Origin of the sequence: Pantoea phytobeneficialis, from assembly GCF_009728735.1 — a bacterium.
GTDB lineage: Bacteria > Pseudomonadota > Gammaproteobacteria > Enterobacterales > Enterobacteriaceae > Pantoea > Pantoea phytobeneficialis.
The window spans coordinates 1-13,331 of the sequence record NZ_CP024637.1 but is presented as its reverse complement, the minus strand read 5'-3'; the positions used below and the strand labels follow the sequence as shown (position 1 = coordinate 13,331).

14 protein-coding genes are annotated in these 13,331 nt (G+C 55.5%); 7 read left to right on the top strand and 7 right to left on the bottom strand.

Features of this window, described 5'->3' with window-relative positions:
• Nucleotides 1-85: 85 nt before the first annotated feature.
• The gene (locus CTZ24_RS20250; protein WP_208726553.1) at nucleotides 86-646 is read right to left on the bottom strand and encodes a DsbA family protein; all 561 of its coding nucleotides are present in this window, start codon (nucleotides 644-646) and stop codon (nucleotides 86-88) included.
• 286 nt (nucleotides 647-932) lie between these two features.
• Between CTZ24_RS20250 and CTZ24_RS20245 the strand changes: the two genes are divergently transcribed.
• Nucleotides 933-1,202 carry a hypothetical protein gene (locus CTZ24_RS20245; protein WP_208726000.1) on the top strand — a complete coding sequence of 90 codons (270 nt, stop codon included), beginning with the start codon at nucleotides 933-935 and terminating at the stop codon, nucleotides 1,200-1,202.
• A gap of 121 nt (nucleotides 1,203-1,323) precedes the next feature.
• Nucleotides 1,324-2,340, top strand: coding sequence for an NADPH-dependent aldehyde reductase Ahr (ahr, locus tag CTZ24_RS20240; protein ID WP_208725999.1), 1,017 nt, complete (start codon nucleotides 1,324-1,326; stop codon nucleotides 2,338-2,340).
• Nucleotides 2,341-2,407: 67 nt separating this feature from the next.
• On the opposite strand, the gene CTZ24_RS20235 is transcribed toward ahr, so the two are convergent.
• The 3 genes from CTZ24_RS20235 to CTZ24_RS20225 all read right to left on the bottom strand — a co-directional run bounded on the left by CTZ24_RS20235 (nucleotide 2,408) and on the right by CTZ24_RS20225 (nucleotide 5,979).
• Nucleotides 2,408-3,688, bottom strand: coding sequence for an RHS repeat domain-containing protein (locus CTZ24_RS20235; RefSeq protein ID WP_208725998.1), 1,281 nt, complete (start codon nucleotides 3,686-3,688; stop codon nucleotides 2,408-2,410).
• Nucleotides 3,689-3,798: 110 nt separating this feature from the next.
• Nucleotides 3,799-5,550 carry a DUF2534 family protein gene (locus CTZ24_RS20230; protein WP_244634067.1) on the bottom strand — a complete coding sequence of 584 codons (1,752 nt, stop codon included), beginning with the start codon at nucleotides 5,548-5,550 and terminating at the stop codon, nucleotides 3,799-3,801.
• 30 nt (nucleotides 5,551-5,580) lie between these two features.
• On the bottom strand, nucleotides 5,581-5,979 hold the full coding sequence (locus CTZ24_RS20225; protein WP_208725996.1) for a DUF2946 domain-containing protein: 399 nt from the start codon (nucleotides 5,977-5,979) through the stop codon (nucleotides 5,581-5,583).
• A gap of 179 nt (nucleotides 5,980-6,158) precedes the next feature.
• Here CTZ24_RS20225 and CTZ24_RS20220 point away from each other — a divergent pair, with 179 nt between their 5' ends.
• Complete coding sequence (locus tag CTZ24_RS20220; RefSeq protein WP_208725995.1) at nucleotides 6,159-7,100, top strand: D-2-hydroxyacid dehydrogenase; 942 nt, start codon at nucleotides 6,159-6,161, stop codon at nucleotides 7,098-7,100.
• A gap of 101 nt (nucleotides 7,101-7,201) precedes the next feature.
• Here CTZ24_RS20220 and glsB read toward each other — a convergent pair whose 3' ends face one another.
• On the bottom strand, nucleotides 7,202-8,125 hold the full coding sequence (gene glsB / locus CTZ24_RS20215) for a glutaminase B (RefSeq protein WP_208726551.1): 924 nt from the start codon (nucleotides 8,123-8,125) through the stop codon (nucleotides 7,202-7,204).
• Between the two features lie 146 nt (nucleotides 8,126-8,271).
• Here glsB and CTZ24_RS20210 point away from each other — a divergent pair, with 146 nt between their 5' ends.
• Both CTZ24_RS20210 and clcA read left to right on the top strand, forming a co-directional pair.
• Complete coding sequence (locus tag CTZ24_RS20210; RefSeq protein ID WP_208725994.1) at nucleotides 8,272-8,622, top strand: cupin domain-containing protein; 351 nt, start codon at nucleotides 8,272-8,274, stop codon at nucleotides 8,620-8,622.
• A 17-nt stretch (nucleotides 8,623-8,639) separates the two neighbouring features.
• Entirely contained in the window at nucleotides 8,640-10,034 is a 1,395-nt protein-coding gene (gene clcA / locus CTZ24_RS20205) for a H(+)/Cl(-) exchange transporter ClcA (RefSeq protein WP_208725993.1), read from the top strand.
• A gap of 49 nt (nucleotides 10,035-10,083) precedes the next feature.
• Here clcA and CTZ24_RS20200 read toward each other — a convergent pair whose 3' ends face one another.
• Entirely contained in the window at nucleotides 10,084-11,277 is a 1,194-nt protein-coding gene (locus CTZ24_RS20200; protein WP_208725992.1) for an L-talarate/galactarate dehydratase, read from the bottom strand.
• Nucleotides 11,278-11,467: 190 nt separating this feature from the next.
• Between CTZ24_RS20200 and CTZ24_RS20195 the strand changes: the two genes are divergently transcribed.
• Together CTZ24_RS20195 and CTZ24_RS20190 are read left to right on the top strand one after the other, a co-directional pair.
• Nucleotides 11,468-12,481 carry a LacI family DNA-binding transcriptional regulator gene (locus CTZ24_RS20195; protein ID WP_208725991.1) on the top strand — a complete coding sequence of 338 codons (1,014 nt, stop codon included), beginning with the start codon at nucleotides 11,468-11,470 and terminating at the stop codon, nucleotides 12,479-12,481.
• A gap of 84 nt (nucleotides 12,482-12,565) precedes the next feature.
• Entirely contained in the window at nucleotides 12,566-13,027 is a 462-nt protein-coding gene (locus CTZ24_RS20190) for a heme-degrading domain-containing protein (RefSeq protein ID WP_208725990.1), read from the top strand.
• 28 nt (nucleotides 13,028-13,055) lie between these two features.
• Here CTZ24_RS20190 and CTZ24_RS20185 read toward each other — a convergent pair.
• Nucleotides 13,056-13,331 (bottom strand): transposase (locus tag CTZ24_RS20185; protein ID WP_208723593.1); only part of this gene is annotated, 276 nt, incomplete at its 5' end.

Below are 13,331 nucleotides of genomic sequence, written 5' to 3'. Positions count from 1 at the left end.
TAACGATTAACAGGATAACCCCTTCAGGGCAAGGGGTAAACTATTGCGAAATATAGCGAAAGGCCCGCACCGGCGGGCCTGAAGGTCAGGCAAGGATGCGTTTTGCCCAGGATTCAATCTCATCACCGCTGCCAATATCCAGTTGCACCAGCCCGTTGACAATAAAGGTTGGCGAAACGTGGATACCGTTCTGACGCGAATATTTGCAGTGCCATTTGATTTCATTCTGCAATTCGGCACGGTCAAAGGGCGCGCGGGCATTGATGCCGCTGTACTGCTCCAGACGGTCGATGATCTGATTTGGCGTGGTATCCATATTCGGTCCACGCGCGTGATCGGCGAACTCAAACTCTTCACGGTGATCAGCCACCGCTTTTAACACCGCTTTGGCGGCGGCTTTTCCTTCCGGCAAGGTGGATGCCGCGAGGATATAGCGCACAATCAGACCGGAGTACATATGCCAGGGTTGTGATTGCAAACGGATTTTCAACGTCATCTGATCTTCGCCGACCAGATTCAGCAAGGCATCGAACTTATTAAAGGCGCGAACGGAATACGGGCAGGTGGGTTCAAGAAACACTTCAAACACCTTCGGGCCGTGGCCCCACACCAGTGGATCGGCATGCAATGCGGTTGACTGACTCATCATGACTCCCTTGAGTGAGAAAAAGTTTTCCTACTTTGACAAAGCGTTGCGGTGACGACCAGCACAAGCTAAGGCTTTTTTGTTACAAAGCCATTCTCTTCCGTCATAATCCGTACCAAAGAAAAATCAGGTTACAGATCCGAGATCTACGAAATAGTCAGGCACTGCGCCGTCTGCGAGTGAAATAACCAACTATAGTTATCTTACTTTCTCTCTTTCAGACGCCGCGTTCGCCGCGCCTTTTTAACTCACTTGCCCGGAGCCGATAGCAAAAAAGAGGTTTACTGTGTTTGCCGATATTTCCTGGAAAAACATCCATCAGGTAATCAGTCAAACGATCGCGGAGATGGTGGATGAGCAGCAAACGCTGGATGTGTTAACCCTGCGTGGGCGGTTAAGGGAAATGGCCGAAAACGAAACCGATGAAGAGATGGTGCTGTGCTACTGGCAGGCGATGAAGGTGTTGACGCAGTTACCGCCTACGGTGACCGCCAGCCAGTTGATCGAAGCCGCACGTCATGCTTTTCGCAGTCCAATCAACCACGATCCGCTTTAACCCTGCGTGCTTTTCAACGCAACAGCAGCAGGTGCTGACGTAATCGCATGATTATTCGGCATAAAAATGGGTGATGGTTTGATAGACTCCTGTCATCAGAGACCAACCACTGAGGACAGCGATGAAAATTACGAGCTATGCCGCCATGCAGGCGGGTGAGGCGCTGGTGCCTTACGAATACGATGCCGGTCCACTGGCTGCTGAGGATGTGCAGGTCGAGGTGGACTACTGTGGCGTCTGCCATTCCGATCTTTCAATGATTGATAACGAGTGGGGCGGCTCAACCTATCCGTTGATTGCCGGTCACGAAGTAATTGGCCGGGTAGTGGCATTGGGCGATGCGGCGCAGCATAAAGGCTTGCGCCTTGGTCAGCGTGTTGGCATTGGCTGGACGGCCAAAAGCTGCCAGCACTGCGACGCCTGTATCAATGGCGATCAGGTTAACTGCGAGAATGGCAAAGTCTCCACCATTAATAACCACGGTGGTTTCGCCAGCCATTTGCGTGCCAACTGGCAATGGGTGATTCCGCTACCGGATGCGCTGGACATCGCGACAGCCGGTCCGTTGCTGTGCGGCGGCATTACCGTATTCAAACCGTTGCTGATGAACAACATCACCGCCACCAGCCGTGTCGGAGTGATTGGTATTGGCGGCCTGGGGCATATGGCGATCAAATTGCTGCGCGCGATGGGGGCAGAAGTCACTGCTTTCAGTTCCTCTGCGGCCAAAACCGACTCTATTCTGGCGATGGGGGCCGATCGTGTGGTGAACAGCCGCGATCCTGAAGCGTTGAAAGCGCTGGCCGGGCAGTTCGATCTGATTATCAGCACAGTCGCGGTGGATCTGGATTGGGCACCGTATTTCCAGGCGCTGGCGCGTCAGGGCAAGTTCCACACCGTGGGCGCGGTGATGAAGCCGTTCGAAGTGCCTGCGTTTAGCCTGATTGTCGGCGATCGTGCGGTCACGGGTTCGTCGACCGGTTCGCCGGGACAATTACGTGCGCTGCTGAAGCTGGCATCGCGTGCCGATATCGCGCCAACGGTGGAAGAGTTTCCGATGTCGCAGGTGAATAAGGCGCTCGATCACGTACGCGCTGGTAAAGCCAATTATCGCGTGGTGTTGAAAGCGGATTTTTAATCATTAAGGTTAATCATAGCGGCGCGATTCCGGCGCGCCGCTATGCCAGAGAACAAACAGGTTTAAATCACCTGGGGTGCCCGAGCCCGGACGAGGAAGGACGAAAAGGACAATTTCTGTATTGATGGCGTGTAAGATTACCTTTGTTCTTGAAGGCAGCACCACACTCCAGGCAGAGCAATTTCTCCTGCTCCTGATGTGTTTTAGCGTGAATGTTCAAACTAACAGGGGTGGTGTAATACTTATTGCATCCAGGATGTGAACAAAGAAGCTTTTCACGGGCAGCGTGTATTTTTTTATGGTTTGTTAAATAAGCTTGATTGGTAAACCGACTGTCGCATGATGGCCAGTCGCAGGCAAACGCCTTCTCTCCATGTACAATTTTCACATGTTTATTCAATTTATATTTGGTGTCGAATTTCTTACCGCATCCAGCCTGTGAGCACAGGTGACCCTCCGTCGGGTGCTCCATTCTTCCATGATTACGTAAGGCGCTGAGTGCAGAAAAAGATTCGGCGCAGTGGCTACAAACATACTTGTTCTTAACCACCGTGGCTGCCTGTTCTGAAGACGTAGACCGGGAGGTGTCGTCAGTGAGATCGACCACAGCGGGTAACTCTGCTTGAGGTGGCTCTATGCTCAAGGCCTTTCTAAGGATCGGGTAATACTGGGCATTGTCGACACTGACAGCATTGGTTTCTGACGTTGATGGTCCCGGCTCTGGTGCTGTTTCAATTACTGGCTGGAGAGATTGCCGTCCGGCAGGCGTCACTTCAATGAATGATTCTTTTATAGCTTGTAATAACAAATCCTCTTCCATCCTTCCGTCCCGATCAAACAGGGTGACGGGATTGTTGCTCACCATGCGGAACAGGTTTAGCCCGTCAACGGTGCCCGCCGGATCGCTATTCAACCAACGCATCAGCCAGGGGGCGTAGTAACGCCAGCCATAAGCCATTAATCCGGTCGCATCACGTTCTTTTCCCGCATAGCGCTGGAATTTTATCTCTGCACCTGTCTGATTTCCGGTTAACCAACTGGCGGTGCCGCCAAAGGGATACCAGGTTTCCTGGCTGACCCTGTCACCTTGTGAATCCATGACCAGGCTGATATTTGCGAGGCGATCGCACAGGTTAAAATGCGCCCTGGTATCGCTTCCTTGTAGATAAATACGGCAGTTTCCTGACACCAGCACCTGTAGCCGTGACGCTTCTCTGGCGCGGGTAGCGGATATACGGATCTCCAGATCTTGCAGATAACGTACCTGCTGTTGTTGGTGTGTGTGGTGACGTTTTAAAATGCGCTCGCCGGGTGCGGCATAGCGATAACACTCCTGATTGTAGGACATACGTTCTCTCCTGATGAGAAAGCAGCAAACGTAAATCAGCGGGTGTCTGTTAAATATATTGAACCGGTCATAGCAACGCGATTTTATCGCGCCGCTATGGCCAGTTAAGTTTATTGCTGTGACTCGTCCTTCTCGCCAAGGAACCAATACCACAGTGGGATCGACATCAGCGCGGTAAACACCGTGGTATACAGCGCAATCATAAAGCCCTGCGTCAGATACATTGCCAGCGACCAACGCCCGAACGGAATACCGTATTGATCAATCACCCCACCAATGATGGCATTGCTGATCACCGTCCCCACAATCAGCGCCAGCACGCACAGCCCATAAAGGAAATGGCGCATCTCCTTGCGTTTCACGGCAAAACGCGCGCGAATAATGCCAAGCGGCGATTGCTGGGAAGCCAGCAACGTCTGTTGATCAACCGGCTGGCGCTGTTGTTTGCGCCAGCGCAGAATATCGACCAGCAAAAATGCCAGCAGGCTGATCCCCATCACCGGCAACGCATAGCCCAGCGCCAGCGCTACCAACAGGCAGGCACCTTGCACGTAATGAGGTAGCGCCAGCCAGGCGGCGGTGAGGGTTTGGGTTGGGCTGGCTTCGGCCTGCTGCGGGCGGCGCAGCCACCACATGCGGTAACCCAGTACAATCATGGTGCACAACCCAAGACCAAACGCCGCTAACAACAACTGATTTGCCAAACCGAACAACACGCCCATATGCGCATCCACCCCCCAGCGCGTTAGCCTGGCAACCAGCGGGAAGCGATCAAACCAGACATGATCGACAATGGTGAAATCCTGCGGATTAACCGAAACGGCATCTACCTGAGTTGGCCAGCTACGATCAATTTCGCTCACCGTCCAGGCTTTACCGACGCTTTTCGGCTGACGCAGTTCAACTTTGGCGGCTGAGATACCGTTGGCACGCGCGGCGTTGAGTACGCGGTCCCAGTCAGCATCCGCTCGGTTCACCGGTCCCTGTTGTACGGACATCACCATCGTCGACATATCCATCCCCGGCATACTTTGATGGTCGGCATGGGGATCGGCAGGACGAGTCGGTTCATCGTTATTCAGCGCCGTGTTGACCTGCGGTGTCAGCCAGTTCAGTTCGGTACGCCAGCGATCGATATTGCCGCCTGCCCACTGTGACCAGGTCAGCCCGGTTACCGAGAAAAACACCAAACCAAGGAGCAACGTCAGGCCGAGGGTGATATGCCAGTGGCGGCTGAAGGCAAAACGTCCTCGCGGTGCTTTCGCTTTACGGCGCGGGCGCGTACCCAGCCACAACAGCACGCCGCCCACTGCGGCCACCCACAACCAGGATGCCGCCAGTTCACTGTAATTACGCCCAAAATCACCCAGCAGCAGGCTACTGTGAAGCAGGTCCAGGGTGGTGCGCAGTGGCAACACGCCGCTGGTGCCGTACACCGTCATATCGCCTTTCACCTGCAAGGTATAAGGATCGATAAACACCGCTCGCGATTGTGACGCCCCCAGCGTCGGGTCGCTAAATTGCACCCGCGTGGTATCGCGGGCTTCGGGGGCCGGGCGTACCGCATAGATGCGTTTGTTCTCTCCGGCATAAGCACGGGCAGCCGTGATTTGCGCCGACAACGGCTGCGCCTCGCCGTTGGGTTGCACGTACAGCGCATCTTTATACAACAGGTTTTCCAGTTGCGGCGTCAGCACATATAAGGTGCCGCTCAGGGCGGCAACAAAGATAAAGGGAGCGACAAACAGGCCAATGTAAAAATGTAAGCGGCGTAGCAGATTAAGCACCGCGCCGCGCGGTGCCGCAGAGTGAACAACAGACAAAGCCGTCTTCCTTCCGATAAAAGAATACGTAAGCGTCATCCTGGCGGATGCGCTGCGGATCAAATCGTATCAGCAGAAGGATGTTGCTGGCGGTGCCCGTGGTCGGTGGATGCCCGTCGGGCGGCGGATCACCGGGGTGATAAGGCAGGGGAGAGGCGGCGCGCGGGAGATCACCAGCATCAACCAGATGAAGGGGATAAATACCCACATCATCAGCGGCACATGTACCAGCAGGTCACAGTAGCCGCAGGCGAACTCACCTTCGTCCATCCTGTGATGGTCCATGCCAGGCATGGCCATATCCGGCATTGCCGCGTGGTGCATCGGCATATCAGCCATCATGCTTTGCGCACGGTTTTCTCGTTCCAACAGCGTTTTCGACACCACCGGGGCGACAAACAGCAGCAACACCGCCACGATGGCGATGCAGGCAGTCAGGCGCTGGCGAAATGTGGCTGAAAACGTCATGGTAAAAACGGAGGTGACTGATTAAATTGGGCGGAAGTGTAACGCGATTACCCTGGAAGGGTTAAAAAAACTGGCGGCATTTAAGAAAAAATTCGCACCTTTTGAAAATAATCACTTAACACCCAGCTTTTGTTAACCTTAATGCAACTTAAGCAGATCACTACGGAAACAATAACGCGATGAAGATTGTTACCCTCGACGGCGATACCTTGCCGCATGCGCCACAACGCCCACATTGGTGTACCGACTGGCGCTATCGTGGCACCACCTCGCTGGCGGAGATTGTTCATGTGTTACATGATGCGGAAATAGTGATCACCAACAAGGTGCCGCTGCGTGCAGACACGCTCCGCCAGTTACCCGCGTTACGCTACGTGTGTGTCGCGGCAACTGGATACGATTGTATTGATCTGACCAGCTGTCGTGAACGCGGTGTGGTGGTGAGCAATGTGCCCGGTTACTCGACGCGTAGCGTGGCGGAGGGGGTGATCGGCTTTTTGTTTGCTCTGCGGCGTCATCTGGTCGATTACATCAACCACACGCGCAGCGCCTGGCCGGCCTCAACGCATTTTTGTGTCCATCGTCAGCCGATTCAGGATATCTGTGGCGCAACGCTTGGCGTTGTGGGTAAAGGCGACATTGGCCGCGCAGTGGGGGAGATGGCACAGGCGCTGGGGATGAAGGTGCTTTATGCCGATCGCCAGGGCAGTCAGGAAGTCCGTCCGGGCTATACCTCTTTCGAACAGGTGCTGGCGCAGAGCGATGTTGTGACGCTGCACTGCCCGCTGACGCCTGAAACCAAACAGCTTATCAATCTGGCGGCGCTGGCGCAGATGAAGCCGTCTGCCTGGCTTATCAACACCGCGCGCGGTGGGTTGATTAACGAAACCGATCTGGCCCATGCGCTGCGGCAGGGCGTGATTGCCGGTGCGGCGCTGGATGTGTTGAGCAGCGAACCCCCCGCAGCCTCTCATCCCCTGTTGCAAGCAGATGTGCCAAACCTGTTGTTGACCCCGCATATTGCCTGGGCCAGCCAACAGGGCGTCGCAAACCTGCTGCGCGGCATTGAAAACAACCTGGACGCGTTTTGGCAGGGGACGGCGCGGAATGTGGTGAGTTAATGTGTTAAAACCCGCGTGATAAATCACGCCGTTACGGACGAGTGATACGGAATGCGCAGCAAACCGTAGCTGCGCGATTTATCGCGCGTATCTGGGCGTGACTAAAAAATCGATCGCCCCAGACGCTCCGTTAGCTTCTCCAGCATCACCGTTCCCGCCAGTGAGTTGCCCGAACTATCCAGTGCGGGTGACCACACCGCGATACTCATCACGCCGGGGATCACCGCGACAATGCCGCCGCCCACACCTGATTTTGCCGGCATCCCCACGCGCCAGGCGAATTCACCGGCACCGTCATACATTCCGCTGGTCATCATCAGGGCGTTCACCTGACGGGCATGGCGGGGAGAAATCACCGTGACATCCTCACCCAGGCTGCGCCCCTGATTGGCAAGATAGAAGAAGGTGCGGGCCAGCTCATTGCAACTCATTGCCAGCGAGCAGTAGTGGAAATAGGTTTCCATCACTTTGCTGACATCATTGTGGAAATTGCCGAAGGATTTCATCAGCCAGGCAATCGCCGCATTACGCGCCGAATGTTCATACTCGGAACGTGCCACCACCCGGTCATAGTTGATGTCATTCTGCTGTGCCAGACGCCGTACAATCTCCAGCATACGCAGGCGCGGTGCGGTCAGACGGCTCTCCAGCAGATCACACATCACCAGCGCCCCGGCATTAATAAACGGGTTACGCGGCTTGCCCTGTTCCAGCTCCAGCTGCACCAACGAGTTAAATGCCTGGCCCGAAGGCTCTTTGCCAACACGCTGCCAGATCTCTGGTTCGTCATATAACGTCAGTGCTACCGTCAGCGACAGCACTTTCGAGATCGACTGAATCGAAAAACGCGTATCGGCATCCCCGGCCTGATAATGGCTGCCATCGGCGGCATAAACCGCCATCCCCAGTTGATCGGGCGAGATACCGGCCAGCGCCGGGATATAGTCAGCGACTTTTCCCTGGCGGGTAAGTGGCCGAACTTCTTCAATAATTTCTTCCAGCAATGCGTTACTGAGTTCTGACACCGTGATGCTCCATGCATAGCCATTTTCGGCGGGGATGATCGGGATTTGTGTGCTGAACGTCAATTGGTGCAACAAAAAACTGTGAGCAATCAGGGTGAAGCCTGCGTTACAGTGCAGCATATTTGCAGCCATGATGAGATCCCCGCATGTTAACCAACCTGTTGCAGGCATTCCCCGCCGTCGCTCAGGCAGGCAGTGCCGAAACTTTTGAACAACTGCTTTCCGCACCCAATTTGCTTATCGAACGTATCGTGTCGACCGGTCAGGCCAGCCCGCCGGATTTCTGGTATTGCCAGACACAGGGCGAGTGGGTGTTGATCGTCCAGGGTGAAGCCGGATTGCAGTTGGAAGGCGAGTTACAGGAGCGCCACCTGCGGGTGGGGGATTTCGTTGCTATTCCGCCCGGTTGCCGTCATCGCGTTAACTGGACGTCAGCAGAACCGCCAACCGTATGGCTGGCAGTGCATTACGGAGACATCGCCGACACGGCGGCGTGAAAAAACTGAGGATGGGTATGTCTGTTACAGAAAATTCGGCACAACCGATCATGCGTGAAGGACGCTTTTTGTTGCTGCAACGTTTATTGCGGCGCGATAAAACACCGGTGGCGTTGCTATTGTTGGCGGCGCTGGTTGGGGTGCTGACCGGGCTGGTGGCGGTGGCATTTGATAAAGCGGTGAACTTCATTTTTGCTTCGCGGGTGAACTGGCTGACTGACCAGGCGGATAATCCGCTGTTGAATGTCTTGTGTGCCTTCTTTGCCGCCGCGCTACTCGGGGCGTTAGGTTACTGGCTGGTGCGACGTTTTGCGCCAGAGGCAGGAGGCTCCGGCATCCCTGAGATTGAAGGGGCGCTGGAGGAGTTAAGGCCGGTGCGCTGGTGGCGCGTGCTGCCGGTTAAATTTATCGGCGGCATGGGGGCGTTGGGTTCCGGCATGGTGCTGGGACGCGAGGGGCCGACGGTGCAGCTGGGCGGCAATATTGGCCGCATGTGTCTGGATATGTTCCGGGTGAAGTCTTCTGAATCGCGTCATACCCTGCTGGCAACCGGTGCGGCGGCAGGACTCGCGGCGGCGTTTAATGCGCCACTGGCGGGTATCCTGTTTATCATCGAGGAGATGCGCCCGCAGTTTCGCTACAGCCTGATTTCAATTAAAGCGGTGTTTGTCGGTGTCATTATGTCGAGCATCGTGTTTCGGTTGTTTAACGGCAATGAGGCGATTATCAATATCGGCCAGTTAAAGGATGCGCCGACGCAGACGCTGTGGCTTTATTTGCTGCTGGGTGTGGTGTTTGGGGGCTGCGGCGTGGCGTTTAATCGCCTGATTTTCTGGACTCAGGATCAGTTTCAGCGTTTGCATCACGGACGCACCACCCCGTGGGTGCTCTGGGGCAGCCTGCTGGCAGGCATATGCGGTGTGTTGGGGCTGGTGCTGCCGGAGGCGATTAGCGGTGGTATTACCTTGATCCCGGATTTCTCCGCCGGTCATTTCACTGCCCTTAGCTTGTTTGCCTTGTTCGCCCTGCGTGTGGTGATCACCATCTGCTGCTTTGCCTCCGGTGCGCCTGGTGGGATTTTCGCGCCGATGTTGACGCTCGGCACCTTGTTAGGCACCTGTTTCGGCCAGCTGTGCGCCCACTGGTTTCCTGGCTATCAGCTGGAAGCGGCGACCTTTGCTGTCGCCGGAATGGGAGCGTTGTTTGCCGCGTCGGTGCGTGCGCCACTGACCGGGATTGTGCTGGTACTGGAGATGACCAATAACTATCAACTGATTTTACCGATGATCATCACCTGTCTTGGCGCAACGCTGGCGGCGCAATTCTTCGGCGGCAAACCCCTGTATTCCTCGCTGCTGGCCCGTACGTTGGCGAAAGCGCAACGCAGCGAGAATATGCCTGATAAGGCGTGATGTCACACGTATCGGCGCGATAAATCGCGCCGCTACGAATGGCGACCGATCAGGGGCGTTTACCCACGCTGTGCGTCAATGTGGTCCAGCGCCGCGCCTGTTCGCTCAGGCTGAAGCCGAGGCCGTGGCGGTCAGAGATCCACATCCGCCCGTCACGCAGCTCCAGCTGTTCATTAAACAGCGGATTGAGCCACTCAAAATGTTCCAGCCAGGGTTCAATCGGATAGGTCGCCGCCAGGTGAATATGGATTTCCATGGCAAAATGCGGTGCCAGCTTGCGTCCGTGGCGTGCGGCCAGATCCATAATCTTCAAAAAGGGCGTGATACCGCCGACGCGCGGCGCATCGGGCTGCACAAAGTCGCTGGCGTTACCGAGGATCAATTGTTCATGCTCGCGGAAGCTGGTGAGCATCTCACCGGTGGCGATCGGGGTATCCAGCGCGGCCGTCAGGGCAGCGTGCCCCTCCACATCGTAAGCGTCCAGCGGTTCTTCAATCCATACCAGATTGAATTGTTCCATTTTACGGCCCATGCGGATGGCGGTTTCACGATCCCACTGCTGATTGGCATCGACCATCAGCGGGAAATCGTCGCCTAATGTCTGGCGTACTGCCGTCAGGCGACGCAGATCCTCGGCAGTATTGGGCTGTCCGACTTTTATCTTGATGCCACCAATGCCGTTTTCGCGTGAGATCGCCACGTTCTTGATCACCTGATCAAGCGGGGTGTGCAGGAAGCCACCAGAGGTGTTGTAGCACTGCACCGAATCACGATGCGCACCGAGTAGTTTCGCCAGCGGGAGCTGGGCGCGGCGTGCTTTCATATCCCACAGCGCGATATCGAACGGAGAAATCGCCTGTACCGCCATGCCACTACGGCCTACCGAGGCACCGGCCCACAGCAGTTTAGTGTAGATCTTGTCGATATCGTTGGGGTCTTCCCCGAGCAGGGCATCTGCGATTTCACAGGCGTGAGCATAAATACCCTGGCCCCCGGCACGTTTGGAGTAGCTAAAACCAATGCCTTCAAAACCATCACGGGTGGCGATCTCCGCCACGATGATCGCCACTTCGGTCAGCGGTTTTTGGCGCCCGGTCAGCACCTTGGCATCGCTTACCGGCGTTGCCAGCGGCAGGAAGGCCAGCGACAAATTGACCCAGACAATGCGATCGCCGCTCTCGGCAGCAGTGCCTGAACCCTGAGCTTTCGCATAACTCACTGCGGTGGAATTAACACCTGACATATGATTCTCCCGTTAAATGATTGCGCTAACATTTTTGTGCTGAGAGGACTATGCGCCATTGTTACCCACCATTAATGTATTGCAGATCACACTTTCATCATTCTTGTGATTTTAATGATAGCCCTAACATTAACCGGGTTGTTTCGTTTTGCGTTATGCTGTGCACCTTCCATTCTGATTCTGAGCTGCCATGAAACAACGCAACCCGGCGCGCAAAAGTGCGCCTACGCTGGAGGATGTGGCGCGAGTCGCCGGCATTTCGCCGATGACCGTCAGCCGTGCGTTAAATTCGCCCCAGCAGGTACGTCCCGCTACCGTGGAGAAAGTGCTGGCGGCGGTGAATGCCACCGGTTATATCCCCAATGCGCAGGCAGGCAGTCTGGCCAGCAATCGCAGTCGTCTGATTGCCGTGGTGGTGCCGCAAATCAATAACAACATGTTTGTCGATACCATCCAGAGTCTGAACGATACGTTGAGTGCGAACGGCTACCATATGCTGCTGTGTGTCACCGGTTATGGCACCGAAACCGAGGCAGAAACCGTCGCCACTTTGCTGTCGCGACGGCCGGATGGCATCGTTCTGACCGGTATCCATCACAGCAGCCAACTGAAGAAAGTGTTACTTCAGGCTGATGTGCCGGTGGTGGAAATTTGGGACATGACGCCGACGCCGATAGATATGCTGGTGGGTTTCTCGCATGAAAAGGTGGGGGCGCGTGTTGCGGCTTATCTTGCGGATCGTGGTTATCAACGCCCGGCGTTGATTTGGACCGATGACCGTCGTGCGCTGCAACGTAAGCAAGGCTTACTGGAGGCGCTTCAGACGCAGGGTATAGCACCGCTGGCGGATGTGGCGGTCGCGCTTCCGGCATTGATGGTACGTGGACGTGAGGCCTGTGCCGAGTTGCTGAATGCCGATCCTACGGTGGATGTGATGGTGTGCAGTTCCGATACCCTGGCACAGGGGGCGTTGATGGAGGCACAGGCGCGTGGTTTGGCTGTGCCGCAGCAACTGGCGGTGATTGGTTTTGGCGATCTCGATTTTGCTGCTGCAAACTTTCCAGCGATTTCGACGGTGAGAGTTGACCGACAAGCAATGGGACGACTGGCGGCGCAGCAGCTTCTGACGTGTTTGCAGGGGGGCGCTGTCGCCACCCCGATTATCGATATGGGCTTCGAGATGATTTCTCGCGCTTCCGGTTAAGCCGTGTGATCCTTTTCACTTATGAAAAATATTTTCCATGTTATAAAATGTGGAAATTATATTTCATATGGAGAGGAAGTCACTATGTCATCATCGCCCAGTCTGGAAAGCCTGTTACAGCAGGAAGCGGAACATCGTCTGCCGCAGTTTGATTTTGACCTCGCCTGGCAGATTGGCCAGCGCATTCAGCAGCGTGCGCGTGAAGCGCAGGCACCGGTGTCCATCGAAGTCTATGGGTTTGGTCAGGTGTTGTTTCTGGCGGCGTTGCCAGGTTCCTGTGCGGAAAATCTCGAGTGGATGCGCCGTAAACGTAATACCGTGCTGCGCAGCGGTCACTCTTCGCTGTACGTCGGGATGCTCAATGAGCAGAAAGGTGAACGGATGGAAAAACAGGCGTTTATCAATCAGGCGGATTACACCGATCACGGTGGTTCTTTCCCACTGCTCAATCCGCAAGGCGCGGTGTTTGGTGCGGTAAGCGTTAGCGGTTTACCGTCAGAAGATGATCACGCATTAGCGCTGTGGGGCATTGCTCAACTGCTGTGATGAAAATCCGTAGCTACCGTCTTGAACGTCAAGCGGTAGCTGCGTAATTTTCATCCCACTTCATCCGCGTTTTCAGCACCCCGAAGCACTGATGAACCAGCTTGCGCATCACCGCTCCAAGCGCGGCCTTGCTGGCTTTGCCCTTCGCGATTAGCCTCTGGTACAGCGCCTTCGCCGGGGCATTCCACCTGATCGCTACGATCGCCGCCATATACAGTTTCGCCCTTACGTCTGCCGGGCCTGTTTTTGACATCCGCGCACGCCCCCTGACTGAGCTCCCGGACGTTTTTTCCACCGGTACCAC